This window comes from Paenibacillus dokdonensis (assembly GCF_004916975.1).
In the GTDB taxonomy this organism is placed as follows: Bacteria; Bacillota; Bacilli; order Paenibacillales; family Paenibacillaceae; genus Paenibacillus_AQ; species Paenibacillus_AQ dokdonensis.
Map to the genome: position 1 here is coordinate 1,340,965 of NZ_STGQ01000002.1, position 25,506 is coordinate 1,366,470.

Below are 25,506 nucleotides of genomic sequence, written 5' to 3' on the forward strand. Positions count from 1 at the left end.
CAGCAGACCGGGAGGGTACGTTAATGAAAAGAGAACCGTTCGAGCTGAGTATTGTACCCGGCTGGATTCACGCCAAAGAGGCCCGCAGTCAGAAGTCAAACGCGGAATCAGCGGGAACGGAAGCATACTGGAAAGTGGAAATTCCCTGCCCGCAGCTTACGGCGGAAGAGCGGACTGAAATCTGCGAGCGGCTTGCCGATCATCCTGATGATTTATATGCCTTACTGAAGAATCAACAGCCGTCATGGCTGGAGGAGGAAATTCCTGCAGATGATGTACCTCGGCTGGAACAGGCAAAATGCAGCTGCAGTCAAAGTGAGTGTCGTCATATTCAAATGGTCCTGGAGACAGTGGAACATAAGCTTCATTCCGAACCCTTGCTGCGGCTTACTCTGCTAGGTCTTGCCCGAGAGCAGCTGCTGAACTTTGTCTTTCAAGAATGGGCGGAAGAAGTGCCTGCAGTGGCTGAATCTTCGGATGAAGAGGCTCTGAGCAAGCTGGAGGAGAAGGGGAAGTCGGGGCCTTCCTCGGGGGAATGGCTTGCGGAAGCGGCGGAGCAGGGCAAACTGCATGAGCCGGGGTCCACTTATTTGGATGTAAAGGTACACCTGACTGCTATACCCGATGACGAGCTGGAGATGGATGACTGGACAGAACTGCTGCCGAACGTCAAAGCTGTGCAGCAAGTGATCCGCCAGATCACATTAGAGGCTGCTGGGAAGGCAAGAGAAAGTCTTGGCAGCATCAAGGACTCTGGTGGATAACGTAAAAGACATGAAGTGGCAGCTTTGGCAGGATTCCGACGTTTTTTGCCGCTTTTCCTTGAATCAAGTACAATGTACATATGATGAGGAAAGGTACAGTAAGGAGAATGGGTATGAATAAACAAGCATGGAAAAAGGGATTATGGACATGCCTGCTGATTACCGCGTTGGTTATTCCGACCGCGGTCCTCAGCGGCTGTGAAAAAACAGGCGGTTCAGGCAAGGAACAGGGACAAGCCCTGCAGGGGGCTGGCAAAGGTGAACAGGAGGGGCAGGTTCCTGCAGATCCGGTTATGGCAAAACGCACGGAGAGCGCTCTTCAGACAACGATTAAGGAAGTGGACGGGAAGGAAGTCGTAACGAATCCCGAGGCCATGACGGTCATCGTGAATAAGCAGCGCAGCCTGCCTGATGGTTATGAGCCTACGGATCTTGTCGAACCGAACGTTCCATTTTCCTTTGACGGTCCGCATGAGAAGCGTCATATGCGAAAGGAAGCGGCGGACGCACTTGAGAAGCTGTTTGCCGGAGCCAAGGATGACGGCATCGAACTGCGCGCAGTATCGGGATACCGATCCTACAAACGCCAAAAGTCCATTTACGAGAATAATGTAAAAACCAAAGGGGAAGAGTACGCATCCCGTGTGAGTGCTGTTCCTGGAACGAGTGAACATCAGACTGGCCTGACCATTGATGTTTCCAGTCCTAGTGTGAAGAACGAGCTGGAGGAAAACTTCGGAGACTCTGCAGAAGGACAATGGCTCGCCGCTCACGCAGCGGATTACGGCTTTGTCATCCGTTATCCCAAGGGCGAGGAAGATGTGACGGGTTATGTCTACGAACCATGGCATATCCGCTATATCGGTACAGACCTGGCGCAGGATGTTGCCAAGAGCGGTATGACGCTTGAAGAGTATTTTGATGAAGCAAATATTAAGCTGTAGGCTTATCTCCTATGTAAAAAGGGACGGAACAGGTATGATGCCTGCTCCGTCCCTTTTGCCTTTTAGAAGTCTAATCCTCGTGGATTTTCTCCAAATCCTCCACTACATACTCTCCGGCCTGCGCCAAAATTTCCTCTCGCAAACGAAGCATCTGATTATCCAGCTTATCAGCGGCCTCGGCAGCTTCTTTCAGTTCACCGACGACATGATTTGGGACCTGTTTGTCATATTTATAGTAGATAATATGTTCCATACTGGCCCAGAAATCCATCGCGAGCGTGCGCATCTGGATCTCCACCTTCATCCATCGCGTACCTTCAAACAAGATCAGCGGCACGGCGACAATGACATGCAGGCTCTGATAGCCGTTGGACTTGGGACACTCGATATAATCCTTGATTTCGATAATACGGATATCATCCCGGTGTGAAAAATGATCGAGAAGCCGGTATATGTCCTTAACAAAAGCGCAAACGATTCTCATGCCGGCAATATCATGAATGTGGGTCAGAATATTGTCCATTGTGAAATCAAAGCCCTTGCGCTGCAGTTTGTTGATGATGCTTTTGGGTTCCTTGATCCGGACCTTGATATGTTCAATCGGACTGTAACCATCCTGAAGTTTCAGCTCCGTCTTGATAAGTTTAATCTTATTTTGGAGCTCCTCCAGGGCGAGTTGATAAAGCATTGGCAGCTTCTTCCACTCATTAAATTGATTCAGCAAATTGTTCTCGATATCAAGCTTCTGCAAATCCTTTAACGTGACAGAACCTGTAACAAGCGGATGATTCGATTCTTCTTTCAATGGTTGTTCTCCTATATCTGCTTTATTTTGGTGTGATAACGGATGAACGGAAAAATTCCCGATTCTGGTTTTATTGTACCTGAAAACCGGGAACTTAGGCAAAACTTCACATCGGCAAAGCTGGAACAGCGTGCCAAAAACCCCTGCCGCAGAGGAGCTCCGGACGGAGCCATCTTCGTAACAGAGGTTTATGATGCATCGCTGCAAGCTTGGGGTTACTTGTTCAAAGGGGAATCATCGTAACCGTCATCATGGTAATCCGTTTGATGCAGCTTGGGAAGAATGTTCAATTCATCGATCATGCGTCTGGTCTCGTCGTCGCCGATATCATGCAGATATGCGTACACGCCGATTAATTTATCATCGAATTGCTCTGTGGCATCATCATGGTCGGCAGATTTAAAGGGGACAAAAGCTCTTTTAAAAGTATATTCATCATCTTTAATCAGCTCGTCCATCTGATCACGGAGCCTGGTCACCTGCTCGTCAGTCATCATCACTTCAAATTCGGTGGAATCGTTTGGCACGTCTTGAATCAGATTATGGGTTACAGAAATATAATAGCGCTTCTTATCGTTTTCCATAAGAATAGATTCCCTCCCTTACTTATGCCGATTTATCACTCATCCCGATTAGCAGAAACCTTAGAGAGTGATGTTGATGGCATAAATGGCTTTACTTTTTCTTACACGAAGCCGCCTTTTTTGAATCATCGGCAGGGCGTGTTGAGGGAGAGGTTATGTCTTTTGATTTCTTTATTCCGTAAGCCTCGAGCAGGAAACGGGAAGGAGCGGCGGGTTTGCCGTGATAGTAAGCGGGCGAGCTGATATACAGCCTTTTTTTAGCCCGGGTTACGGCGACATAAGCCAGTCTCCGTTCTTCTTCAAGCGCAGCTTCGCTGACATTCTGTTCCGTCGTTCCGGGAGCAGCCGTCGCCTTCATCTCTTCCGGTGGCTTTTCCTTCAGAGCGGTGCTATGCGGAAGGATGCCTTCGCTGGCTCCAATCCAGTATACATAAGGGAACTCGAGTCCTTTGGCACGATGTATCGTCATAAGCTGGACGGCATTTCCGTCATTCTTGTCTCTGAGGGATTCCATTTGTGCATGACGCAGGGATAATTCATCCGCATAAGCAACAAACTGTTCTACCGAATCAAAACGTGCTGCAGCGCTCTCAAGTTCCTCCAGCGAATCAAGGACCATCTCCTTGTACTGGGTATAGACGAGCGGATCGCCTGCCTGGATATATTTATCGTAGAACAGGCGGCGCATTTCCTGAATGGCATAAGCCGGCTTCATGGTCTGAAGCGACTTGATTAGCTTGATTCTGTCCTTCACGGCGGTCTGCTGGAACGGCTTCAGTCTGTCCCAACGAGTAAGATGGATCAACGGATATTTCTTCCGGATCTGTTTTTCCTGTACCGAGATATATGCGAGCCCCTCTTCTCTGGGTACATACAGCGGTCCGAGAGTGCCGGGGAGTGCTTCCATCCGGCGGGGATTCAAGCTCAGCCGAAGATGATCCATCAGAGGCTTGATCAATGACTGGTCATAGAATACAGTGGTACCGCCGTATTGCACAAATGGAATTTCACGCAGGAGCAGCTGCTCCAGGACAGCGCGGCTGCTGCCCGCCGTGCGGTGCAGAATCGCGATATCCTTATATGCGGCATTTTGCGTTTGAACCTGCTCTGTAATGTGGGTGACCACCCAGGAGGCTTCTTCTTCGGGATGTGCAGGAAGCGTATAATACGGCATTTTCCCTGCAGGTCCGGCCGCCTTCAGCACCTTATCGCGCCGAAAGCGATTATGCCGTACAATGGCGCTTCCCAGGCCAAGGATCCGGCTATCGCTGCGATAGTTAATATCAAGGGTGACGATTTTACTCTCTGGATAGAGCTTGTCAAATTCCAGAATTGATTCCTGGCGGGCCCCGTTAAACGTATATATGGTCTGATCATCATCGCCGACGACCGAGAGATTCCGGTGGGCTGCGGCCAGATATTGTACCAGTTCATACTGAACGGTATTGGTATCCTGAAACTCGTCAACCATGAGCCAGGTATAACGATTTTGAAGCCGTTTGAGGAACAAACGGTCATCCATACGCCGCCGCAGCTGCAGCAGGATATCGTCAAAATCCCATAAATGCCGTTCCTGCTTCCAGGATTCGTAGGCTTCAATAATCCGTTTGACGGAAGCTTCCTCGGATGTCTTCTCAGGCAGCTCATCCACACTTCGCCCCTGCATTTTCCATGCCGATAATGCAGCCAGAAGCGTTTCGGGCTGGTAGGTTTGCGATGGATCCAGCCTGCGCAGAACCATTTTCATGATCGTATGCTGTGCGTTGAACTCTCCCATGATCTGTTCTTTGCAGCCGCTTCTGCGGAGCAGCATGAGTGCAAATGAATGAAAGGTCCGGGCCTCCACGGAACGGGCTGCTGCAGGATTGACACCGGGCATCCGGGCGATCCGTTCCTTGATTTCATGGGCTGCCTTGCTTGTAAAGGTGACCAGCAAAATACTGGATGCCGGTACGCCGCGAACGGCGATCAGATATGCGGTGCGTGCCGCAAGAACGGTTGTTTTGCCGCAGCCGGCACCCGCAAGAATCAGCATGGGACCATCGCCGTGGCGGACTGCCTTAATTTGCGGAGCATTGAGTAGTATGCCGTGACGCTCCAACTCCCGGAAGAAGAAAGCATCCGGCGCCTGTTCTATAACCAGGTCACGGCTGGTGAGGCCTGGGGCGTCGCTCGCCTTCGGAGGCTTGGCGGAAGCCGGCACATGGGCGGGTACGCTTGTGAGCGTCAGCTGTGTATTCACCATGGCTGCACCCTCCTTATATAAGTCTGAAAATGATGTAAGGGATTGCTTTTTTCACAAGTGCCCTATAAATTTGGTATGATATAAACACCCAAACGCATGCAGTCCATTATACCCCGAGAAGGCAGCAAACGAGAAGGCTGAAGCGGAAGTCATGGGTAGATTTCACAGTGAAGGCGTGACATGGTATCTTTGTAACATGAGGATTTGATTTACTAAAACCATATTAAAAACAAACAATACGAATCAGTTTAGGTAGAAATTGATTCTTACATGGGATGATTTTGGGAAATTGGAGGAGAAAATCAATGAATATTTTACAACGAATCAAGGACGGGGCGAACCGCGCAACGGAAAAGGCACAGGGTGCCGTTGAAGTCGGCAAGCTGAATGGGCAGATCGCTGAGGTTGAGAAGGAAATGGAGCTTCATTATGTGGAAATGGGCAGGGCGTTTTATGAAGGGTACAGAGCTGAGGATCTGACTCTTGCCGAACGAGAGATGATCAAGCATTCCAAAGCCTGCGACAGTCTCCAAAAAGAGATCGACGAGATCCGCGGCCGGATTGCCGAGTTGAAAAATGAGAAACTGTGCAGTTGTGGACGCACGGTCGAGCTGGACGCCAATTTCTGTCCTGCCTGCGGCAGAAATTTGAACGAAGAGCAGACAACGAAGAAACGCAGCGAATCTCGTGCAGCTTCTTCGGCGGCTGCATTTCAAACCGATGATTATGCGGAGACTAAAATTTATAAAGAACCTGCCCCTCAGGAAGAGGATTACGAAGATTATCAAGAGGATCGTTCGTATGACAGAGAAGAAGCGGGCGCTTCCGCGGAACGGAGTTATGAATACTCAGCAGACCCGAATTGGGAAGAGCCGGAGGAAGAGGAAGCATACTCCGATGAACGCGAACGCCGGCAGTCCGAGGAGCTGGAGCGTGAACGTGAACGCCAGCTGGAGCTGGACCGTCGTATTCGCTACTGGAAGGAGAACAACGATGGCTCTCCTGAGAAAGCTCCAGTGGAATCGCAGCGTGATTTGGTGAAATGTCAGATATGCCGGGCAGATCTGCCTAAAGGCTCGAAGTGGTGCCCGCGCTGCGGAGCGGAACAAATCTAAAGAATGATATAAATCATAAAGCAAATGAAGTAACCATGTATTCTGCACTTATGCATACGAGGATTGATTGTATACAATCCGGATACAAAAGGAAGACAAGGGTTTCGGCAGCTTGGGAGGACAAAATGATGGAACAATTGCTACAGCATCTGCGGAACTTAAGTTTCACCGAGATGGAAGCGAAGATAATGGTGGAACTGGCCGGTAAGGGCCCATCCTCCGGCTATGAAGTGGCAAAAGGGCTCGGCGTTTCACGGTCAAACGTGTACGCTGCCCTGCAGCGCTTATCACAGCATGGATTTTTACGGCGCAGCGCCGGGGAGCCCGTACGTTACAGCATGCTGAAGCCTGAGGAATTAACACAGATGATATCGGGACAGGTGAAAGAGTCGCTGTCTTTTATTGAAATGAGAATGCCGCGGGTGGAACCGGATCAGCAGCCTTTCTACAGCGTTGAGGGTGACCGCAACGTCATGGAGACACTGACACGTGAGCTGGAGCGGGCTGAACATGAAATTGTAGTTGATGTATGGCGCGAAGAAGCCTCACTCGTAAGACATGGTCTGGAGGAAGCCGAGCAGCGCGGGGTTAAGCTGCTTTGGTCATGCCTGGGTGCCGATGAGGCGGTTAGTAGACTGCTGCCTTGGCCTTCACTCGGACAGGAGGAGAGAGGGGCAAGACCGGGACGGAGATTTTCCTTTGTTATTGACCGCCGCTGGTGCATGCTTGGTATGCGCGGGGAGGACTGTACAACGCAGGGGCTTGTCACCGAGCATCCGGTGATGGTGGAGCTCTTGCTTCATCATTTTACTCAGGAAATGGTGCTGTTCGAGCTTGAACAGGATATCGGAGAAGAGCTCACTGAGCGATACGGTCCGCGCTATGAAAGGATTTACCGGAAATACGTTGGACCCGACAGCGCTCAGGCGGAGGAACAGAAGGAGCTTACACAACAAAAGGACGCCTAGGCGCCCTTTTGCTATAAATATACTTGATTTGCCCGATATCTCTAAAGTTTCTTCAGTTTTTTGAACACATTGAGATAATCATCACATTTATGAGGAACGAATTGTTGTAAACTTAAAGTGGTATCAAAAATTTGCAGCTCATCATTACTTTCCTGGCCGGAATGGATGCCCGAAGCAGAAATGGTGGTTTGGGTGCCCTCGAATAACGCGATCACATCGTCCAGACCTGCTTCATACAGTCCGGCAACTTCCTCCTGCTGAAGTCGGTAATCCGTGAGCGGGAGATTCAGAAGGTAACCGAAGACGAAGCATTTTTCACGGTCGATAAAGGCTTTGCCGCCCGCTGTGCCGGTTGCGTAATAGTCAATCGTGCCGAAGGATGTCAGCTGATCCATACGGACGGGGATCCCAAGCTCTTCTTCCACCTCGCGGACCGCATCCTCGACGGTTTCTCCGGCGGAGAGATGGCCAGCAGCCGTAATATCATAGAGACCGGGGAAGGTGTCCTTGCTGTCCTGACGTTTTTGAAACAGAATTCTACGTCCTTCCGGCGTGTCCCTTGCGATCCAGCAATGGAAAGAATGATGGAGATAGCCTTTGGCATGCACCTCATCCCGTGGGACGGTACCCATTTTTTGATCATGTTCATCATATATATCAAATAATTCCTGGCTCATAGCTGCCCAAAACACCTCCGGTTAAGTCAAATTATGACTATTATCCCCCAGGCCCGGTTCTGTGGCAAGCTCATGCAGGTCAAGGTTTGCAAGACTATACACCAACATTCATAGGGAAAGAGAGAGGATCAATATGGAATGCATCGTTCGGTTTGAAGTGAAATACAGGCAAGAGATCAAGCGGTTGCGTGGATTGCTTTTTATTGAAAAGGGGAAAAAACCAGATACCCAGCAGCTCATTGAGATGTTTAAGGATATGAATTATCATGTGGCGCTGACCGATCCGGATAAACTATTGTTTACACCTGCGGCAGCGGGAGCCGAGTTCGAATATATCCGTGTAACGGAACTGGACACCGGGGAAGCCAAATACACGGAAGACCGTGATTTGAAGAAGGTCATTGGCAGTCTGATGCCGCAAAGACCGCCAGGCCTGTAGCCGCGGGTTGCCCCGCGGATCTTTCCTGACATGCGTGGGAAACTCAGCCATGCTCCGGTTCTGTTTCGAGAACGGATGTGCAGTGTGCACAGCGTGTGGCTGCCGCGGGAATTTCAGACATACAGTATGGGCATTCCTTGGTCGTTTTTTCAGGTTCTGGTTTCTCGTGCTCCTTGTTTTTCATCCAATTAATGCCCTTAACCAATAGAAAAATACAAAATGCCACAATCAGAAAATCGAGAACAACGTTGATAAACTGCCCGATTGCAATCACTGGTGCTCCAATTTTCTCGGCCTCAGCCAGCGTATGAACAGTTATATCTGGCTTAAGCGGAATGATCAGATCCTTAAAATTGACGCCTCCCAGCAGCAGCCCAATCGGCGGCATAATAATATCGTTTACGATGGACGTAACGATTTTGCCGAAAGCTCCCCCGATAATGACACCGACCGCCAGGTCAATGACGTTGCCGCGAACGGCAAACTCCTTGAATTCATGAATAAAGCCTCTCAATAGATTTCCCTCCTGGAACCTTTCTATGATTCTATGAATAGTATGGGACAATTTCATTAAAGTGAATCAATCGAGAATCCATTTCATCATACCATGAGCTGCTTATGAATGGGTTCAAGTATAAACGAGATTGGAGCTGAAATCAGTATTTTCCTTTGAATCAGAAGCTTTTTGGCTGTCTCCATCAAATACCTCTTTCTTTTTATCCCGGTTATGCTGTATACTTCATGCATTGTCTTTACGCTTGAAAAAAATTCATAAAGCTTCTCGTATATGTGCAGGAATTGGCCTGCATGTCTCTACCCGATCACCGGAAATGGTCGGACTACGGGAATAACGAACGGTCGGGCTTCTGTCCCGACGTCTTTGAGTTGTTTCCGTGAGCCCGCTCTCTATCCGAAGCACTGCCTGCAGGGCAAGTGCCGGGAAGAGACGGGCTTTTTTCGTGTTTTCGGAAGATACGAAGCAAGGAGATTCTAAGGGGGAAAAGTAATGCAGCTGTTAAAACAAAAAGTATTAAATGAAGGAATTGTACTCAGCAATCAGGTACTCAAGGTCGATTCATTCCTGAACCATCAGATGGATCCTGTACTGATGAAGGAAGTGGGGAAGGAATTCAAGCGTCTTTTTGCAGATCAGTCCATTGACCGCGTACTTACGATAGAATCCTCAGGCATTGCTCCGGGAATCATGACTGCCTTAGAGCTCGAGGTACCGCTGATTTTCGCCCGCAAGCAGAAATCATTGACGCTGCGAGAAGATATTTTTGTAGAGAAGGTATACTCATTTACCAAAAAGGAATCGAACGAAATTACGGTTTCCCGCAAGTTTATTCAACCAGGGGAACGTGTTCTTATCATTGATGATTTTCTGGCGAACGGTGAGGCCGCCTTCGGACTTGCCCGTATCGTAGAGCAAGCCGGGGCGGAAGTGGCCGGAATCGGCATCGTCATTGAAAAAGCGTTCCAGCCTGGAGGCCGTCTGCTGAAGGAAGCAGGATACCGCGTAGAGTCGCTGGTCCGCATCGCCGCCCTCGACAACGAAACCGTCACTTTTGCAGAGTAAATCATCATTCGGGTCAGCGGCATTTATGCAGATAATATGAAAACCAACTTTCTGGGAGGAATATTCCGTATGGAACGGACCAATCAAGGGCAGCGCAAAGCTTTTATGAAAAACAGAAATCCTTTCAAAACCTTCTCGCTTGGCATTCAGCATGTCCTGGCCATGTACGCGGGCGCGGTCATCGTACCGCTGATCGTAGGCAATGCACTCGATTTTACTACAGAGCAGCTGACCTATCTCATCGCAATTGACTTGATGGCCTGCGGCCTGGCAACCCTGCTTCAGGTGTGGGGCAACCGCTTTTTCGGCATCGGGCTGCCGGTGATGCTCGGATGTGCGTTCCAGGCTGTATCGCCGATGATTGCGATCGGTATGAAAGACGGCGTATCCGCTATTTATGGCGCCATTATCGCGTCGGGCGTATTCGTTATTTTGTTCTCGGGACTGTTCGGTAAATTAATTGCCTTATTCCCGCCCGTCGTTACCGGATCGGTTGTGACGGTCATCGGGGTAACGCTGATTCCAGTCGCGCTCAATGACCTTGGCGGCGGAGACAAAGCGAAGGCGATAGGTGAATTCGGAAGCCTGCTGAATCTCGGACTTGGCTTTGGGGTGCTGGTATTCATTATCCTGATGAACCGTTTTGCAAAAGGATTTATTCGCTCCATCTCCGTTCTGATCGGGCTGATTATCGGAACGTTGGTTGCGGCTGCAGCCGGACATGTGGACATGACGCCCCTGAAGGAGGCCAGCTGGTTCCATGCGGTCAGACCTTTTTATTTCGGAGCGCCTACATTCCATGTATCATCCATTCTGACCATGATTCTCGTGGCGATTGTCAGCATTGCGGAATCAACGGGGGTATTCATGGCGCTTGGAAAAATCGTCGACAAGGATGTTTCCTCCAAGGACCTTGCTAAGGGATACCGTGCCGAAGGCCTGGCGATCGTGCTCGGCGGGTTGTTTAACTCCTTCCCGTATACCACCTATTCGCAAAATGTGGGTCTGGTTCAAATGAGCCGCGTGAAAACGAGAGATGTTATTTTCGTGGCAGGGGGGATCCTGATCGTGATCGGCTTTGTCCCGAAAATCGCTGCCCTGACCCAGCTTGTTCCGACCTCGGTACTCGGGGGCGCGATGGTTGCCCTGTTCGGTATGGTTGTATCGTCCGGCATCCGGATGCTTGGAGGACAGGTGGATCTTAACAAATTTGAGAATCTGTTTATTATTGCCTGCTCCGTAGGGATGGGGCTTGGCGTCAGCGTGAGTCCGGATCTGTTCAAGGCACTTCCGGATTGGGCCCGTATTCTTGTGGACAACGGCATCGTAGCCGGCAGCGTCACAGCCATAGTGCTTAACCTGCTGTTCAACGGACTTAAGGGAGGAAGGCTCCCGAATACGGAAGATGCTTCAATAAAAGAAGGACAAGCCGCTTAAGCGTGCTTGCCCTTCTTTTTTAGTTTATAGTATCGAAATTACGAATATAAAAGTCCGGGTTATATAGATTAAACGGCATAAACCTGGAGTGCATTGGGTTCTACCAATATATCAAACGGACCGGTGGACATGTTCTCACCATCGCCAAGTGCAAGCCTCTGTTGATCGAAATGAATAGAGATTTCCTTCCCGCGCATGAATTTTACGAAGGGAAGATGAACATGCTTGCCGCTCATTACGGTTGGAAACAAACGGAGAAGCTGCAGCCGGGAACATCCATGGACGATGCATATATCCAGCTCGCCGTCGCCGGGATGAGCCTCGGGACAAATATGCAGCCCGCCGCCATAGCTTTTCACATTCGAAATGGCGGTAAGCCATGCATTGGGATAGGTGCTTGTCACCCCATCACAGGTTACCGTGACGCTGCATGGTTTAAAGGTCAGAAGCGTATGCAGAACGCCGACGATGTAGGCGGCCCGGCCGACACGGAAAAAGTTGCAGATCTTTTTATACAGGCTGGCATTCACATTCTCGGCAACCTGGGCATCGAATCCGATAGCAAGAGCCGTAAGCGTCAGACCTCCCGACGTTGCAATCAGGTCGGCTGCTTTGGTCTGTCCGGCTAACATAATATCGAGCGCAGACAGGGGATCATGCGGAATGCCGAAGCCGCGGGCGGTATCGTTGCCTGAACCGGCAGGGATAACGGCAAGCGGAACGTTGAATTCCTTCAAGACAGGCAGAACGCTGTGAATGGTGCCGTCTCCACCGATAACGGCTACCCCCTGCCAATTCTCCGGCTCGGAGAGGGTAGCGGCAATGAGCTTTGCTGCCTGCCCGGCGCTTTCAGTAAACAGATGGCGGTAACGAACTGCCTTTGAATCCAGAGCTGTCTTGATTTTGAGCCAGGTACGGTAGCCGTGGCCATTGCCCGACCTTTTATTGACTACGAACAAATACATTTGTTTTCCCCCATGTCATTCAAAGAACCCTTTGTCTTTATTGTAAGAATTATGGAGTCAAAAGGGAACCCTGAAATAATGGACATATGCGGATCATTACAGATGGCGGAGCTGCTTTTCGGCAAAATCGCCGATCCAGGGAAGCTTCAGCCATTTTCCCTGCAGGGAACTGAAGAGAAGAACAATCCACATAATCACGGTCAGAATGGAGAGAAGCCCTGCAATCAGCGGGCCGATCAGGGGAATAAAGCCGCAAAGAACATGGGCGATCATAACGGCTCCGAAAGCAAACACGGACTGCAGGGCGTGAAACAGGACGAAACGGCTGCGTTTTTCGAGTGCGAGAAACACGATGCCGCCGATGAAGGCGAATAGATAGCATAGTGTCGCTGCAATATTTTCAGGCAGACCTGTAGACGATTTGAAGAAAGGGGACATACTTACCACTCCTTGTCTTACATCGGGATTGTTGTATAAACATATGTCCGGCTGAGACAAGTTATGAAAAGTAAAAAAAGGCATCCCGTCGAGTGGGCATTTTCGGAAATATCCGAAAGCCTGCTCTTAAGGATGCCTTTTTGCATATGATATCAGAAATCGAAACTATAATCCTTCTGATAACAGATGTAAAACTTGAGTGTGAAGTTTCAGTCTTTAAAAGGGTTTGCCCGTGGATTTTCCTTTTTAAGAAGGATCTCCGCCTTGCTGCTGTTTACGCGGATGTGTAATCTTGCCGATCTTGTCCGTATCGTTTTCTTTCGGTACCAGACGAGGGTCTGTCCGGCCTTCAGAATGGGTATCGTAGATGAATTCACTAAGCTGCCATTCTGTGGTTCCCATCATGGGGTCTGCCGGAAAGTCTTGTCCCCTGTGCAGCAATTCCTCACGGCCCCACTCATTGGTGTAGATACCGTCCACCTCAACCTCTTCACGGGAAACAGGCAGCATCGCTTTATCTTTATTTTTCATAAAAAAGTCCTCCTTCATGGCGCTGTCGGGAAATTCTGCTGAAGACGTAAAGCTGCCTTATTAATGTTCCCTGACTAACAATGGTTTATCCGGATTTTCGGCTGGCTAGTCCATGGATTCCAATATGAATTGCTGCAGCAGCGGCCGGGGATTCTTCCAGCGGCTGACCTTGCTGTCTGCTGTAAACACGATGACTGCTTCAGACTCAGGAAACAGATAGATCTGCTGTCCGCCATGTCCGTGTGCACAGCTGAAGGTCTGTCCATTCATTTTTCCTGTCCACCAGCCAAATCCATAATCGCCGAAAGCAGGGTAGCCCTCTACCTGCGTCTGGAGCGCCTGGTTAAGCCAGTCCGATGAAATAATCTGCTGCCCCTGCCAGCTTCCACCCTCAAGGCAGCAGACGCCCAGCTTGGCCATATCACGTGAGGTGAGGAAAAGCCCGATATGGCCCATGCTGTGTCCCTCCGGGCTGGAGAGCCAAGCGGCATGCTCTATCCCAATGGGTTCAAAGACATTCTCTCTGGCATAGGTATATGCATCCTGGCCGGTGCATTCTGTAAGGACGACAGACAACAGATGTGTGTCAATGCTCCTGTATTGAAAACGTCCAATCATCTCCGGCATGACCGGAAGCGATAGCGCAAAGGAGGCCCAGTGTCTGCTGCGGTGAAAGCGGTGGATCATCGGCTCCCCGAGCTTCTTGCCGGTTTGCCACGCAAGTCCTGTGGTCATCGTCAGGAGCCTGCGGAGGGTAAGTGCCTCTTGCAGGAGCGGATCCCCCTGCCTCTGCCTGAATCGTTCAAGAATTCCGAGAAGCGGCGCATCCAGATCAGGAAGCTGGCTTCGGCCAGCCGCGATCCCTGTCAGAATCGAGGTAAAGCTTTTGGTGGCAGACCTCAGATCATTGAGTGATCCGCTCTCATGCCCATTGTAGTATTTTTCGTATATCAGGTGACCCCGCCGGACAACCAGAAAGCTTCTCATCTTCGGAAAGGATCTCCGGATCTCTGCATCGGCCTTGTCCAGCAGATGCTGGTTACAGCCGGCATTCTCCGGATGCTGATAAGAAAAAGGGGGTGTCCGGAAAGATGGCGATTTATACAGCATCATGCTTTGACTTTTCATATTCAGGTCTCCTCTCAAAGCCGCAAATGTGCTGTGAATATTAAACGTTATTATGAACTTAAACCAATCAACCGATGATCAAAGATAAGATCCTTAAAATTCATTGTAAAAAAACTTAATCTATTCATTTTTTTGGAAAGCTGTTTTCAACAGAAGAATATGATACAATGAAGGGAGTGATTCAGTCTTACCGTCTGGGGGTATGTTAATTCTCAGTACCTTAAGCGGCAGCCGGGAGCATTCAAGCCCAAACCTAAATAACTAACTGCAAACGACTAACTTCATAATGTCAGGTAAGGTCTTTTCGGCATTCTCTTAATTGGAGTAATCCATTCAAGTGTTTTGGGAGGGAACTATCATGGCAACTAAAGGTCATAACGAAGTAAAAGAAAGTCTGCGGGAAATGACACGGATATTCCGACCAAAAGATCCAAAGAAATTTGTGAAGGAGTATGTCCGGAAGTATCATATTATGGGAGGGTACGAAGAAGAGTTGACCTCGGTTGTGGAGCATGAATTGGGAAGAATGAATTCTTCTGTTTCATAATCACTTCAGTGCAAGCCCAACTTGTTCAATAAAAATTAAATAAAGCCTATGATAAACCGTATTCCGCTGAGATTGTTTTGCGGAAATACGGTTTTTTTTGCTTTTCAAGCTGCTGTACCGAGTTCATATCGCATATAGTGTAACATTCCCGTGTGATGGGCAAAACGCGTGAGTGAAAGGGGCAGCAGCATGGAAATAAGCTTGAAAAGCAGGGAAGAGATTGGATATATGCGTGAAGCAGGACGTATTTTGTCAGCATGCCATCAGGAAATCGCCAAAATGATTGCTCCTGGCATCACACCGCTTGCCATCGATGCGTTTGTTGAAGAGTATCTGGCCATCCACGGTGCATCGCCTGAGCAAAAAGGATACCGGGGTTTTCCGTTTGCAACCTGCGCTTCTGTCAATGATACCGTCTGCCATGGCTTCCCGAATGATGTACCATTGTCGGAGGGGGATGTAGTGACCATTGATATTGTCGTGAACAAGGACGGGTGGCTTGCCGATTCTGGTTGGAGCTACGGAGTGGGAATTCTCAGCAAACCGCTGCAAAAGCTCATGCTGAGAACAGAAGAGGCGCTTTATGCAGGAATTGAGCAGGCAGTGGTCGGCAATTCCATTGGCGACATCGGGCATATCATAGAGAAGACAGCCAAACGGGGGCGGTTAGGGATTGTTAAGCCTCTGGTGGGCCACGGTATCGGAAAAGCGCTTCACGAATTGCCTGATGTGCCGAGTCACGGCAAACGCGGTGAAGGCATGCGGCTGATTGAAGGAATGGTCATCACGATCGAGCCTATATTCACGCTTGGGTCGACCGGGGCTGTGCTCTGGAATGATGATGGCTGGAGCATCCAGACGGCGGATGGTACCTGTGGTGTGCAGTTTGAGCATACCATTGCCATTACGAAGGAAGGTCCATTGATTCTTACCAATTAGAGGCCCGCATGGGCTTCTTTTTTTGTTGAAATTTGACGATTCAAAGCTTGGAAAAAGGGGAAATATGAATGAAAGGAATGAAATGTGGGTATACGAAAGGGGATTGCTAAGGTTGCAAAACGGAGGGCGGAAGTGGGTGTGAGGTCACAGTGGAAACGATTGCAAACGCTTGTGTGGCGCGACTTTCGAGACTTTTCGAACAATTTGTGAACTAGGTCAGAAACATTGACAAAATAGTACCTTAAACTTATATTAAATAGGTGATTGTTTTAATTGACAGTAGCTATTCATCCGTTATAGCGCAGGTGATTGACCGCCGAATGACTCTTTGGCGGCGCCTGTGAAAATGTACAAAGTGGGGTAGATCAATGATGAAACGGTGGCAGGCTGTAAAGCGACTCCTTCCCTTGCTCGCAGTATTTTCTCTGCTTTTAGCCGGGTGCGGCCGCGAGGACTTGTCGGCATTACGACCACAGGGACCTGTGGCGGAAGGACAGTACGATTTGATGAAGCTATCAATCATGATTATGATCGTGGTATTGATCATCGTATTTGCAATTGCGGTATACGTTTTAATTAAGTTCCGCAGGAAAAAGGGACAAACTGGTGTACCTGAACAAGTAGAAGGAAACTTTAAGCTGGAGATCCTCTGGACAGTGATTCCACTTATTCTGGTGTTCATCCTAGCCGTTCCTACCGTTCAAAAGATTTTTGCTTTTGGCGATGACCATTACAATGAAAAAGGTTCTGTGCAGGTTAAGGTTACCTCGCATCAATACTGGTGGGAGTTCGAATACCCGCAGTATGGCGTGAAAACCGCACAGGAACTGATGATGCCAACGGGTAAGAACATTGCTTTCGAACTGAAAACAGCAGACGTTCTTCACTCTTTCTGGGTACCGTCGTTGTCCGGTAAAATGGACACCAACCCGGATGGGACGATTAACAGATTTAGCTTCAGTACGGACAAAGAGGGAGTTTACCGCGGTAAATGCGCCGAGCTTTGCGGCCCTTCGCACGGTCTGATGGAATTCAAGGTTAAGGCTGTAAGTCCGGATTCGTTTGATAAATGGGTAACAGCAATGAAGGCTCCTGCTGTTCTGCCTAAAGATCAGGCTTTGGCCGAAACGTTCAAGAAATCTTGCTTGTCTTGCCATGCTGTAGGTGACCAAGGTGGTCCTGTAGCTCCAAACCTTACAGGCATCGGTTCCCGTGAATCTGTTGCTGGTATCTTGCTGAACGAAGGTCAAGACGGAGGCAAACCGGTTAAGGAAAACCTCAAAACATGGCTTGAAGATCCGCAAGCTGTGAAACCGGGCAATAAAATGCCAGCTCCAAAAGATTTGGGTCTGACAGATGAACAAATCGATGGCATTGCCGATTACTTGGCTAACTACAAGTTGAATTACTAAGCATTAGCAACAGCAAGATCTTTATAAGAGGGGGTACCAACCTTGGCTCATGCTCATAGTGTCAAGCGCCATAAGGGCTTAATGGATTGGCTGACAACAGTCGACCATAAGAAAATAGCCATACTTTATTTACTGGCTGGCGGTTTATTCTTCGGGATTGGCGGTATCGAAGCGGTGTTGATCCGCTTGCAGCTTATCAAGCCGATGAATGATTTCGTATCAGCACAGACCTTTAACGAATTGATTACCATGCACGGTACGACAATGATCTTCCTAGGCGTAATGCCTGTCATTTTTGCCCTGATGAATGCGGTTATTCCACTGCAAATCGGCGCACGCGACGTTGCTTTTCCATTCCTGAACTCGCTCGGATTTTGGACATTCCTGTTCGGCGGCATTTTGCTGAACCTGAGCTGGATTATGGGTGGCGCTCCAGATGCGGGCTGGACAGCATATACTCCGCTATCGACAACTACTTACAGCACGACGCACGGTGTTGACTTTTACACGGTCGGCCTTCAGATTGCCGGTCTCGGTACGCTGATCGGGGGCATCAACTTCCTGGCTACGATCATTACGATGCGTGCACCGGGAATGTCCTTTATGAGAATGCCGATGTTTACATGGACATCCTTCATTACTTCTGCGATGATCCTGTTCGCATTCCCTGCCATTACGGTAGGTCTGGTATTGCTTTCGTTTGACCGGATTTTGGGAGCTAATTTCTTCGAAGTCGCCAATGGCGGTAACCCCGTACTTTGGCAGCATATCTTCTGGATATTTGGTCACCCTGAAGTGTATATCCTCATCCTGCCGGCTTTCGGCGTTATTTCCGAGGTTATACCAACATTTGCACGCAAACGTCTTTTCGGTTACAGCTCCATGGTGTTTGCAACAATCCTGATTGCCTTCCTGGGCTTCATGGTTTGGGCTCACCATATGTTCACAACAGGCCTCGGTCCCGTTGCGAACGCATTGTTCTCCATTGCGACAATGCTCATTGCCGTACCAACAGGTATCAAAATTTTCAACTGGTTGTTCACCATGTGGGGCGGACAGATTCGCTTTACAAGCCCGAATCTGTTTGCGATCGGATTTATCCCTACATTCGTTATGGGCGGTGTAACAGGGGTTATGCTCGCATCGGCTCCTGCCGACTTCCAGTTCCATGACACCTATTTCGTTGTAGCCCACTTCCACTATGTTATCGTTGGTGGTCTGGTATCCGGTCTCCTCTCAGGTCTGCATTACTGGTGGCCTAAGATGTTCGGCCGTATGCTCAACGAAAGTCTTGGCAAATTGTCTTTCTGGTTCTTCATCATCGGTTTCCATTTGACCTTCTTCGTACAGCATTTCCTGGGTCTGATGGGTATGCAGCGCCGCGTATTTACGTATCTGCCTAACCAAGGCTTCGATACGCTGAATATGGTAAGTACCATCGGTGCTATTCTGATGGGTATCGGTATCCTCATCTTCCTGATCAACGCAATCGTAACGGCTACGAAGCCTAAAGGTGTTGCAGACGATCCTTGGGAAGACGGACGTACACTGGAATGGGCGATTCCATCCCCTCCACCAGAGTACAACTTCAAGCAAATTCCGCTTGTTCGTGGTATCGATGCTTTGTGGAAAGAAAAAATGGCTGGCAATAAAGGAATGACACCTGCAGAACCACTGGGTCCAATCCACATGCCTTCGCCAACGATTCTGCCATTTGTAATGTCTGTCGGCATTTTCATTGCCGGTTTGGGATTCATGTTCAGTAAAGAACAATTCTCGAATTCCTTCATGAGCTTAATCTTCAACAACTGGATTGTTGTTATAATTGGTTTGTTAATTACTTTCGGTTCCATGCTGCTGCGTTCCCTGTATGACGATCACGGCTGGCATATCGAAGTGGATGAGCTGGACGAAGAGGGGGTAAAAGCATGAGTACAACGCATGCAGAAACGGTAGACGGCGCTTTGCCGCATGAACCGGAAAAAGCGACGTTGGAAGGCCGCAATAAAGTGCTCAGCTTCTGGCTCTTCCTTGGTGGAGAGGCCGTGCTGTTCGGTACCCTGTTCGCGACATTCCTGGCGCTTCGCAATCAAACGAACGAAGGCCCTACTGCAGGTGAGCTTTTCCAACTGCCGATGACTGCGGCAGCGACCTTGATCCTGCTCGTCAGCAGCTTGACCAGCGTGTTCGCCGTTCAGGCGATGCACCGTCATAAGGTAGCTGCACTTCGCGTATGGTTAATGATTACCGTTCTTTTAGGTCTGGGCTTCCTGGGTCTTGAAATTTATGAGTTTGCTGAATATGTGCGTGCAGAGAAATTCGGCATGACTACAAGTGCATTCAGTTCGGCGTTCTACACACTGGTAGGCTTCCACGGAGCGCACGTTGCATTCGGGGTACTGTGGATTTCCGTCCTGATTGGTCAGCTCTATAAAAAAGGATTGACGGTCGTAACGGCGCCTAAAGTATATGTGTCGGCAATGTATTGGCACTTTATCGACGTCGTATGGGTATTCATCTTTACGGTCGTTTACCTGCTCGGAAAGGTGGGCTAAGACATGTCTACTGCAGATCATCAAGCGAATCATGATGTCGTTAAGCATAGTGAACGTCATGAGGGCCCTCAGAAGCATATCATAGTATTCATTTTCTCCATCATTCTGACAGCCATTGCTTTTGCAGCTGTCTCTGCCGGCGGAGTGAATGCAGCCTTTACGGTTATTTTGCTCCTGGTCATGGCAGTGCTTCAGGTCCTGGTTCAATTAGGTTACTGGATGCACTTAAAGGATCGGGGACATTTGATGCCCATCCTGTTTATGATTGGCGGATTCTTCGTAGCTGGTACTGCGATCGTAACAGCTTTGTATTGGGTTTGGTGGTAAAATAGAGAAAGAGGCGGGCTTTGGCCCCCTCTTTTTTTCAATGAGGGCAAGCTGTCACAATTTCGACAGATCTGACGCTGCTTGAGAGGAGGTTTTAACATGCTGGGGTTAGAATATTTTAGCTTTAGCGCTTTGTTCAGTCCGTTATTTCTCGCATTTATGCTGCTCGTGACGGCTGCTTATTTTGTTGTAATCGGACCGCTTAGTGAGAGGTTTGCGGGTGCTGAGCCAGTGTCGTTAAGCAAAAAGATCAGCTTCGTCAGCGGTATGTTTATCCTGTACCTTGCTCAAGGCGGGCCGATCAGTCTGCTCGGACATATGATGTTCACGTTTCATATGACGACGATGGCACTGTCATATCTGGTGGCGCCGCCGCTGCTTATGATGGGTTTACCAGCATGGCTGTGGAGAGCGATCCTGAAGGTGAATCCATTCAAGAAACTGGGTTTCTTGGCCCGGCCCGTTGTGGCTGCGGTGGTGTTTAACGGGTTATTCTCTTTCTATCACTTTCCGGCGGTCCATGACTATGTGATGCTGCATTTTGCTCTTCACCGGATCTATTATCTGGTGCTGTTTATTGCGTCTATCCTAATGTGGTGGACACTGATTAATCCGCTGCCGGAAAAAGACAAGGCTTCAGGACTCACTAAGATCGGCTTTATTTTCCTGAACATGGTACTGTTGACACCGGCCTGTGGTCTGATCATTTTCTCGACCAAGCCGATGTATGCTACATACAGCGATCCGAATACATGGGCACAGGCAATGGGGTACTGCGTATCCGGAGACCCGTCGAAGCTGCTTCAGGCATTTGGCGGTCCAACCTTTTTCAACATCATGAGCACAAAGGTAGATCAGCAGGTTGGCGGAATCGTGATGAAGTTTATTCAGGAATTTATTTTCGCATCTATGCTGGGAAAAGTATTTTTCCAATGGTATAAGACTGAAAATAAAGAAGAAGACGATATTACGCCAGCTGAGTTTAACGAAGGTTCATTGAATCGGGCATAAGAGCTGATTTCTCGAAGTAAGGGGGATATCCATGGATTTATACATGCTAATGCCAACCGTCAGCACATCGTTTATTGTCATTAGTGCGATTTTGGTGGCAATTGGCTGGGCGCTCATTATTCAAGGAAAGCGTGAAGCCCACAAAAAAGTAATGATTTGCGGTGCGATTGCCGCGCTCCTGTTCTTCATCATCTACGTGTCCAGAACCGCATTCGTAGGGAATACTTCCTGGGGCGGATCGGACGAGATGAAGGTTTATTATCAGATATTCCTGATCTTCCATATTACGCTGGCTACCATAGCTGCTGTATTTGGAATTACCACGCTGGTGCTGGCTTTCAAGGAGAAATTCTCGAAGCACCGGAAGTGGGGAAGAGTCACGGCAACCATCTGGTTTATTACGGCCATCACCGGAGTAGCGGTATATGTTCTGCTGTACGTGCTGTATCCGGGCGGACATACCAAGCCGGTATGGGAAGTTATTTTAGGAGCTTAAGAAGTTACCCGCATATTCATAGATAAGCATAAGAGACCTTTTCAGGTGTCCGTAAGGGGCATCGCGAAAAGGTCTTTTTGTTCTTGTTGTCACATATTAGTATCTGGGCGGATTTGCGCTTGACTGCGAATATCATTTATAAGGAGTGGATGTAAAATATAGCATGTTTACATGCTTACATTGTTCTTGGACCTGGAATGTGGGTATTTATTAAGGAACGCCAAAAAATAAACGGTAACTTTATGGTTCCTAATCACGTTTAAAGTTTATAAGGGTGAACCTCAAAATCACTGAAAAGGTCCGGGATTCCACATGAAACGTATCGGCTTTTGGAAACAGGGGAGTCAGAAGAGCAAACGTTATGTCCTGGTTGTAGCAGCCATCGTGACATTGCTGTTTACAACCTCGCTTTCGAACCCCAAAGCGTTGTTGGCAGAACAACAGCATGAGACAGGACAGCAAAATCAGACCACAGCGCCGCCCGCATCCGGGAAGCCGTCTGATTCAGATCCAGACATAAGTAAGAGCAGGCAGCCCGCGGTACAATGCGGTGTGCTTAAGCTGAAGCAGTCGACTGAAGTAAGTATTAGGCAAATTCCTCTCTACTGTATATCCGGTAAATTCTATGGTGAAGAGGTTCCAACCAATCTTCCGCATAAGGAACTGCCGGTACTGCAGGATCTTCCCATTCCGCCTTCGGAATTAACTCGATGGGGGGCATACTTCCTGAATGAGAGCAGCAGCCATGGCTATCTCATGCTTGCTCCGCGCAACTGGGAGGTTACCACAGCGGAGACGGGAATGAATGGCTCGGCTAAAATTGAAATGCGGGATCCTTCAAATCCGGATATCCATTTGACTTATCTGGATGTCGGACCCTGTCAGGGATGTGCTATCGGAATGATTGGGAGTTATTTTCCGCAGATGGAGAAGTGGGCAGAAGAAAAAGGGTTTATGGCAGACCCGCCTGTGTTTGAGAGCAGAAAGCAGCTGAATGAGCACATGGTACAATATAAGTTGAAAAAGCATTCGGAAGTCTTTAAGACCTACGGGATGGCCTATCGGTTTGTTGAACAGAATAACAATCAATTTACCCTGCTGGAGATTGAGACACCTGAAGAAAAGGCACAGCTAGCACAAACCATGCTTAATTTTTTTTCCAGATATCCAGCGGCTTTTGTCTATTAGAATGAATCATAAATCGCTGTAATATAAGGCTTGAAGCTCATTGAGGGCTTCGGCCTTTTTTTGTTTTGATAATGAGTTAATAATAAAATTTTCCAAATAAAAATCAATCTACCTATTGCAGGAAATATAATCACACTGTATACTGTGTATAAAGATATACACAGTAAGCACACTAACAAGGTGTATATACACACCTGACACATATTCAAGATTGAGCGGGGGAGAGCCGTTTGGAAAACGTAAAGAAAGCTTGGTCCATGATACTGAAGGACTTGAAGGGCGAGAAGAGATATTTTGTTTGGGCCTTCGTATATGCTGCTTACATGGCTTATACGTTTGGGATGGCCGTCAAAGGTCAGATGAGGGCCCCGGAGTATTTGAGCCCGTTGATTGACGGATTGTTTTTACTGTTGATGCCCATGCTTGGCTTTTACTTCTGCAGAAGATCCTTCAAATACTTAAGTGAGGATTCATACACACAGATGTTGGCCTATTTCAGATCATTGCCGATACCCGACCATGTCGTGATCGCTTACCGGCTGCTGCAGATTTTTCTGGCTTTTTTCATGAACGGAATCGTCTTCTTCGGCCTAATGTACTGGATTGCCGAGCCGATGCGCATAGAAATGTCTCTGGCAGGATATTTTGCTTTAGCTCTCACATGGATCTGTTACGGAATCATGATGTCAGGGCCGTATATGTATTTGGAATTTTCGAATCACGGCAAAGCGTATCTGAGATCAACCTTGTTGCTTTTAGCTGTGGCGGTGATCTCAGCGGTGGTCATTAAAATATGCGGTGGTAATATGCTGTTATACTCTATTGAACTGGCAACCCGCTGGAGTCTGCTGTCTCCCCTGATGTGGGTAATGCTGGCAGCAGCAGCGGCAAGCCTGGTGTTCTTTTCAAAAATAACATTACGCAAGCTTAGAAGCCGAGATCTGGTGTAACGAATTGGAACGGGATGGCGTTAAAGAAGCTTTAGTTCAAATTATACGACTTAAGATAAATATGGGCTCCTTCGTCTACAGAACTGCCGCATCGGGCAGCAAGCTGTTCGAGAAGCAAGAGGTGAGGTGCGAGAGGTGTGGATTCCTATACAACTGAATGAAAACAGCGCTGAACCGCTTTACCATCAGATCGAATCCCAGTTAAGATCGCTGATCATCAGCGGACAAATCAAGGAGGGAACCCTATTGCCATCCATCAGGGAATTTGCCGGAGGCTTAAATTGCAGCGTCATTACGGTTCGCCGGGTTTATCAGGATCTGGAGAGCGAGGGGCTGCTGCGGACCAAACAGGGAACCGGAACATTTGTCGCCAAGGTTGGTGATTCACAGCGTGAAGTATTCCGAAGGGAAGCGGTCGAAGAGGCGCTGAATTCCGCAGTCGATGTCGGCATTTCCGTCAAGTGCGAAGAGGATGAACTAAAAGAGCTTTTCTTAACCATACTGCACAGCAAGTATCATCCGGATAAGAGAGAAGGTGAAGCATAAGTGGAAGAGATCGCCATAGAAATGAAAGGGATCGAGAAAAGGATGCGGCAGAAGACAATCGGACCCATTGATCTGCAGCTGCCCAAAGGTTATGTGATCGGACTGATCGGAGAAAACGGCTCGGGTAAAAGTACACTCATTCATATGATGCTGAAAATTGTTTTCCCCGACCAAGGCAGTATCTCCTGGTTTGGCGAGAATTACAAGCAGGAAATTCCGCAGCATGTCCGGCGTCAGATCGGCTTCGTATCAGAGAAATCGAGCAGGGAAGAGGACAATCTGACTGCGGAAGAGGCGGCAGAATTTCGGGCACAGTGGTATCCGGAATGGGATCAGACTTATTTTGAAGAGCTGCTCGGGAAATTCAAGGTTCCACGGAACATCAAGCTCAAGAATATGTCTAAAGGGGAACGGCGTAAATATGAGATTTCTGCCGCGCTCGCACCACGTCCCAAGCTGCTGCTGCTGGATGAACCCTCCTCGGGACTTGATCCCTTTGCATGGAAGCTGATGATCGATGAGCTACGGAGCTACATGGAATCGGGAGAAGCCACAATGCTGCTGTCGACCCATATTGTGGACGAAGTCAAAAGGCTGGCCGACTATGTGCTGCTGTTGCACCACGGTAAAATGCATGGCATGGTGGAGAAGGACAGTCTGATGGATAACTGGAAAGAGATTTGGGTGAGCGGCGGCACTGATCTTGCCGGGGATTTACCCGGAATCATCCAGGTTCAGCAGGATGTGCAAGGTGTGGTCCGGATGATTACGACAGAATGCCTCAATACAGAACAGATTTTACAAGACTCGGGGATACCGGTTCTGAAGACAAGAACCCTCGAGCTTGATGAAATATTAAGCCTATGGTTAAAAGGCCATCTGCCTGCAGGAACGCAGACAGGGAAAGGGGATTAAA

29 protein-coding genes and 1 riboswitch are annotated in these 25,506 nt (G+C 48.7%); of the genes, 20 read left to right on the forward strand and 9 right to left on the reverse strand.

Translation table 11 applies throughout. The annotated features are described in order from the left end of the window. Positions 1 to 23: 23 nt before the first annotated feature. Both E6W40_RS23950 and E6W40_RS23955 read left to right on the forward strand, forming a co-directional pair. Positions 24 to 764, forward strand: a complete 741-nt coding sequence (locus tag E6W40_RS23950) for a hypothetical protein (RefSeq protein ID WP_136608047.1) — start codon at positions 24 to 26, stop codon at positions 762 to 764. A gap of 113 nt (positions 765 to 877) precedes the next feature. Further along, positions 878 to 1,708 (forward strand): M15 family metallopeptidase, encoded by an 831-nt coding sequence (locus E6W40_RS23955; RefSeq protein ID WP_136608048.1) that lies wholly within the window; start codon positions 878 to 880, stop codon positions 1,706 to 1,708. 70 nt (positions 1,709 to 1,778) lie between these two features. Here the strand turns inward: E6W40_RS23955 and E6W40_RS23960 are convergent, their stop codons facing one another. Next, positions 1,779 to 2,396, reverse strand: a complete 618-nt coding sequence (locus E6W40_RS23960) for a GTP pyrophosphokinase (protein WP_136608237.1) — start codon at positions 2,394 to 2,396, stop codon at positions 1,779 to 1,781. A 159-nt stretch (positions 2,397 to 2,555) separates the two neighbouring features. Here E6W40_RS23960 and E6W40_RS23965 point away from each other — a divergent pair, with 159 nt between their 5' ends. After that, positions 2,556 to 2,756 carry a hypothetical protein gene (locus tag E6W40_RS23965; protein ID WP_136608049.1) on the forward strand — a complete coding sequence of 67 codons (201 nt, stop codon included), beginning with the start codon at positions 2,556 to 2,558 and terminating at the stop codon, positions 2,754 to 2,756. Here the strand turns inward: E6W40_RS23965 and E6W40_RS23970 are convergent. Next, entirely contained in the window at positions 2,729 to 3,097 is a 369-nt protein-coding gene (locus E6W40_RS23970) for a hypothetical protein (RefSeq protein ID WP_136608050.1), read from the reverse strand. The two genes, E6W40_RS23965 and E6W40_RS23970, sit on opposite strands and share 28 nt — an antisense overlap. Before the next feature lie 91 nt (positions 3,098 to 3,188). Next, entirely contained in the window at positions 3,189 to 5,339 is a 2,151-nt protein-coding gene (locus E6W40_RS23975; protein ID WP_425464959.1) for an ATP-dependent helicase, read from the reverse strand. Between the two features lie 308 nt (positions 5,340 to 5,647). Here E6W40_RS23975 and E6W40_RS23980 point away from each other — a divergent pair, with 308 nt between their 5' ends. Both E6W40_RS23980 and E6W40_RS23985 read left to right on the forward strand, forming a co-directional pair. Beyond that, on the forward strand, positions 5,648 to 6,457 hold the full coding sequence (locus E6W40_RS23980; RefSeq protein WP_136608052.1) for a zinc ribbon domain-containing protein: 810 nt from the start codon (positions 5,648 to 5,650) through the stop codon (positions 6,455 to 6,457). Between the two features lie 128 nt (positions 6,458 to 6,585). Continuing rightward, positions 6,586 to 7,425, forward strand: a complete 840-nt coding sequence (locus E6W40_RS23985) for a TrmB family transcriptional regulator (RefSeq protein WP_136608053.1) — start codon at positions 6,586 to 6,588, stop codon at positions 7,423 to 7,425. A gap of 41 nt (positions 7,426 to 7,466) precedes the next feature. Here E6W40_RS23985 and E6W40_RS23990 read toward each other — a convergent pair whose 3' ends face one another. Further along, positions 7,467 to 8,102, reverse strand: coding sequence for an NUDIX hydrolase (locus E6W40_RS23990; protein WP_136608054.1), 636 nt, complete (start codon positions 8,100 to 8,102; stop codon positions 7,467 to 7,469). Between the two features lie 133 nt (positions 8,103 to 8,235). On the opposite strand from E6W40_RS23990, the gene E6W40_RS23995 reads away from it, so the two are divergent. Next, positions 8,236 to 8,541 (forward strand): hypothetical protein, encoded by a 306-nt coding sequence (locus E6W40_RS23995; RefSeq protein ID WP_136608055.1) that lies wholly within the window; start codon positions 8,236 to 8,238, stop codon positions 8,539 to 8,541. 43 nt (positions 8,542 to 8,584) lie between these two features. On the opposite strand, the gene mscL is transcribed toward E6W40_RS23995, so the two are convergent. Further along, entirely contained in the window at positions 8,585 to 9,055 is a 471-nt protein-coding gene (gene mscL, locus E6W40_RS24000; protein WP_246073156.1) for a large conductance mechanosensitive channel protein MscL, read from the reverse strand. 247 nt (positions 9,056 to 9,302) lie between these two features. Beyond that, a riboswitch (purine riboswitch) is annotated at positions 9,303 to 9,403 on the forward strand. Between the two features lie 144 nt (positions 9,404 to 9,547). Here mscL and E6W40_RS24005 point away from each other — a divergent pair. After that, complete coding sequence (locus E6W40_RS24005; RefSeq protein WP_136608057.1) at positions 9,548 to 10,120, forward strand: xanthine phosphoribosyltransferase; 573 nt, start codon at positions 9,548 to 9,550, stop codon at positions 10,118 to 10,120. A gap of 69 nt (positions 10,121 to 10,189) precedes the next feature. After that, positions 10,190 to 11,557, forward strand: coding sequence for a nucleobase:cation symporter-2 family protein (locus tag E6W40_RS24010; RefSeq protein WP_136608058.1), 1,368 nt, complete (start codon positions 10,190 to 10,192; stop codon positions 11,555 to 11,557). A 68-nt stretch (positions 11,558 to 11,625) separates the two neighbouring features. On the opposite strand, the gene E6W40_RS24015 is transcribed toward E6W40_RS24010, so the two are convergent. From E6W40_RS24015 to E6W40_RS24030, 4 genes are all read right to left on the reverse strand, one after another. Then, positions 11,626 to 12,522: a diacylglycerol/lipid kinase family protein gene (locus E6W40_RS24015; protein WP_136608059.1), complete on the reverse strand. Its 897-nt coding sequence runs from the start codon at positions 12,520 to 12,522 to the stop codon at positions 11,626 to 11,628. 96 nt (positions 12,523 to 12,618) lie between these two features. Next, on the reverse strand, positions 12,619 to 12,960 hold the full coding sequence (locus E6W40_RS24020; protein ID WP_136608060.1) for a DUF4870 domain-containing protein: 342 nt from the start codon (positions 12,958 to 12,960) through the stop codon (positions 12,619 to 12,621). Positions 12,961 to 13,206: 246 nt separating this feature from the next. Then, positions 13,207 to 13,491, reverse strand: coding sequence for a transposase (locus E6W40_RS24025; RefSeq protein ID WP_136608061.1), 285 nt, complete (start codon positions 13,489 to 13,491; stop codon positions 13,207 to 13,209). A 105-nt stretch (positions 13,492 to 13,596) separates the two neighbouring features. Then, entirely contained in the window at positions 13,597 to 14,619 is a 1,023-nt protein-coding gene (locus E6W40_RS24030) for a serine hydrolase domain-containing protein (protein WP_136608062.1), read from the reverse strand. A gap of 358 nt (positions 14,620 to 14,977) precedes the next feature. Between E6W40_RS24030 and E6W40_RS24035 the strand changes: the two genes are divergently transcribed. The 12 genes from E6W40_RS24035 to E6W40_RS24090 all read left to right on the forward strand — a co-directional run bounded on the left by E6W40_RS24035 (position 14,978) and on the right by E6W40_RS24090 (position 25,505). After that, entirely contained in the window at positions 14,978 to 15,166 is a 189-nt protein-coding gene (locus E6W40_RS24035) for a hypothetical protein (protein WP_036651115.1), read from the forward strand. A 189-nt stretch (positions 15,167 to 15,355) separates the two neighbouring features. Beyond that, positions 15,356 to 16,105, forward strand: a complete 750-nt coding sequence (gene map / locus E6W40_RS24040; protein WP_136608063.1) for a type I methionyl aminopeptidase — start codon at positions 15,356 to 15,358, stop codon at positions 16,103 to 16,105. A gap of 368 nt (positions 16,106 to 16,473) precedes the next feature. Continuing rightward, on the forward strand, positions 16,474 to 17,517 hold the full coding sequence (coxB, locus tag E6W40_RS24045; protein WP_136608064.1) for a cytochrome c oxidase subunit II: 1,044 nt from the start codon (positions 16,474 to 16,476) through the stop codon (positions 17,515 to 17,517). Positions 17,518 to 17,598: 81 nt separating this feature from the next. After that, positions 17,599 to 19,449: a cytochrome c oxidase subunit I gene (gene ctaD, locus E6W40_RS24050; protein ID WP_136608238.1), complete on the forward strand. Its 1,851-nt coding sequence runs from the start codon at positions 17,599 to 17,601 to the stop codon at positions 19,447 to 19,449. Beyond that, positions 19,446 to 20,072, forward strand: a complete 627-nt coding sequence (locus E6W40_RS24055) for a cytochrome c oxidase subunit 3 (RefSeq protein ID WP_136608065.1) — start codon at positions 19,446 to 19,448, stop codon at positions 20,070 to 20,072. The genes ctaD and E6W40_RS24055 overlap by 4 nt, the downstream gene beginning before the upstream one ends. A gap of 3 nt (positions 20,073 to 20,075) precedes the next feature. After that, positions 20,076 to 20,399, forward strand: a complete 324-nt coding sequence (locus E6W40_RS24060) for a cytochrome C oxidase subunit IV family protein (RefSeq protein WP_136608066.1) — start codon at positions 20,076 to 20,078, stop codon at positions 20,397 to 20,399. A 99-nt stretch (positions 20,400 to 20,498) separates the two neighbouring features. Beyond that, entirely contained in the window at positions 20,499 to 21,410 is a 912-nt protein-coding gene (gene ctaG / locus E6W40_RS24065) for a cytochrome c oxidase assembly factor CtaG (RefSeq protein WP_136608067.1), read from the forward strand. A gap of 31 nt (positions 21,411 to 21,441) precedes the next feature. Next, positions 21,442 to 21,906 carry a DUF420 domain-containing protein gene (locus E6W40_RS24070; RefSeq protein ID WP_136608068.1) on the forward strand — a complete coding sequence of 155 codons (465 nt, stop codon included), beginning with the start codon at positions 21,442 to 21,444 and terminating at the stop codon, positions 21,904 to 21,906. 312 nt (positions 21,907 to 22,218) lie between these two features. Next, on the forward strand, positions 22,219 to 23,094 hold the full coding sequence (locus E6W40_RS24075; protein WP_136608069.1) for a DUF4850 domain-containing protein: 876 nt from the start codon (positions 22,219 to 22,221) through the stop codon (positions 23,092 to 23,094). 230 nt (positions 23,095 to 23,324) lie between these two features. Then, positions 23,325 to 24,044 carry a hypothetical protein gene (locus tag E6W40_RS24080; RefSeq protein WP_136608070.1) on the forward strand — a complete coding sequence of 240 codons (720 nt, stop codon included), beginning with the start codon at positions 23,325 to 23,327 and terminating at the stop codon, positions 24,042 to 24,044. 135 nt (positions 24,045 to 24,179) lie between these two features. Continuing rightward, positions 24,180 to 24,590 (forward strand): GntR family transcriptional regulator, encoded by a 411-nt coding sequence (locus tag E6W40_RS24085; protein WP_136608239.1) that lies wholly within the window; start codon positions 24,180 to 24,182, stop codon positions 24,588 to 24,590. Further along, positions 24,591 to 25,505: an ABC transporter ATP-binding protein gene (locus E6W40_RS24090; RefSeq protein ID WP_136608071.1), complete on the forward strand. Its 915-nt coding sequence runs from the start codon at positions 24,591 to 24,593 to the stop codon at positions 25,503 to 25,505. Position 25,506 lies beyond the last annotated feature (1 nt).

Bases quoted from the DNA above. Each gene is read 5' to 3' on its own strand.
- E6W40_RS23950 (WP_136608047.1), top strand. From the start codon at position 24: ATGAAAAGAGAACCGTTCGAGCTGAGTATTGTACCCGGCTGGATTCAC.
- E6W40_RS23955 (WP_136608048.1), top strand. From the start codon at position 878: ATGAATAAACAAGCATGGAAAAAGGGATTATGGACATGCCTGCTGATT.
- E6W40_RS23960 (WP_136608237.1), bottom strand. From the start codon at position 2,396: ATGCTTTATCAACTCGCCCTGGAGGAGCTCCAAAATAAGATTAAACTT.
- E6W40_RS23965 (WP_136608049.1), top strand. From the start codon at position 2,556: ATGAACGGAAAAATTCCCGATTCTGGTTTTATTGTACCTGAAAACCGG.
- E6W40_RS23970 (WP_136608050.1), bottom strand. From the start codon at position 3,097: ATGGAAAACGATAAGAAGCGCTATTATATTTCTGTAACCCATAATCTG.
- E6W40_RS23980 (WP_136608052.1), top strand. From the start codon at position 5,648: ATGAATATTTTACAACGAATCAAGGACGGGGCGAACCGCGCAACGGAA.
- E6W40_RS23985 (WP_136608053.1), top strand. From the start codon at position 6,586: ATGGAACAATTGCTACAGCATCTGCGGAACTTAAGTTTCACCGAGATG.
- E6W40_RS23990 (WP_136608054.1), bottom strand. From the start codon at position 8,102: ATGAGCCAGGAATTATTTGATATATATGATGAACATGATCAAAAAATG.
- E6W40_RS23995 (WP_136608055.1), top strand. From the start codon at position 8,236: ATGGAATGCATCGTTCGGTTTGAAGTGAAATACAGGCAAGAGATCAAG.
- E6W40_RS24005 (WP_136608057.1), top strand. From the start codon at position 9,548: ATGCAGCTGTTAAAACAAAAAGTATTAAATGAAGGAATTGTACTCAGC.
- E6W40_RS24010 (WP_136608058.1), top strand. From the start codon at position 10,190: ATGGAACGGACCAATCAAGGGCAGCGCAAAGCTTTTATGAAAAACAGA.
- E6W40_RS24015 (WP_136608059.1), bottom strand. From the start codon at position 12,522: ATGTATTTGTTCGTAGTCAATAAAAGGTCGGGCAATGGCCACGGCTAC.
- E6W40_RS24020 (WP_136608060.1), bottom strand. From the start codon at position 12,960: ATGTCCCCTTTCTTCAAATCGTCTACAGGTCTGCCTGAAAATATTGCA.
- E6W40_RS24025 (WP_136608061.1), bottom strand. From the start codon at position 13,491: ATGAAAAATAAAGATAAAGCGATGCTGCCTGTTTCCCGTGAAGAGGTT.
- E6W40_RS24030 (WP_136608062.1), bottom strand. From the start codon at position 14,619: ATGAAAAGTCAAAGCATGATGCTGTATAAATCGCCATCTTTCCGGACA.
- E6W40_RS24035 (WP_036651115.1), top strand. From the start codon at position 14,978: ATGGCAACTAAAGGTCATAACGAAGTAAAAGAAAGTCTGCGGGAAATG.
- map (WP_136608063.1), top strand. From the start codon at position 15,356: ATGGAAATAAGCTTGAAAAGCAGGGAAGAGATTGGATATATGCGTGAA.
- coxB (WP_136608064.1), top strand. From the start codon at position 16,474: ATGATGAAACGGTGGCAGGCTGTAAAGCGACTCCTTCCCTTGCTCGCA.
- ctaD (WP_136608238.1), top strand. From the start codon at position 17,599: ATGGATTGGCTGACAACAGTCGACCATAAGAAAATAGCCATACTTTAT.
- E6W40_RS24055 (WP_136608065.1), top strand. From the start codon at position 19,446: ATGAGTACAACGCATGCAGAAACGGTAGACGGCGCTTTGCCGCATGAA.
- E6W40_RS24060 (WP_136608066.1), top strand. From the start codon at position 20,076: ATGTCTACTGCAGATCATCAAGCGAATCATGATGTCGTTAAGCATAGT.
- ctaG (WP_136608067.1), top strand. From the start codon at position 20,499: ATGCTGGGGTTAGAATATTTTAGCTTTAGCGCTTTGTTCAGTCCGTTA.
- E6W40_RS24070 (WP_136608068.1), top strand. From the start codon at position 21,442: ATGGATTTATACATGCTAATGCCAACCGTCAGCACATCGTTTATTGTC.
- E6W40_RS24075 (WP_136608069.1), top strand. From the start codon at position 22,219: ATGAAACGTATCGGCTTTTGGAAACAGGGGAGTCAGAAGAGCAAACGT.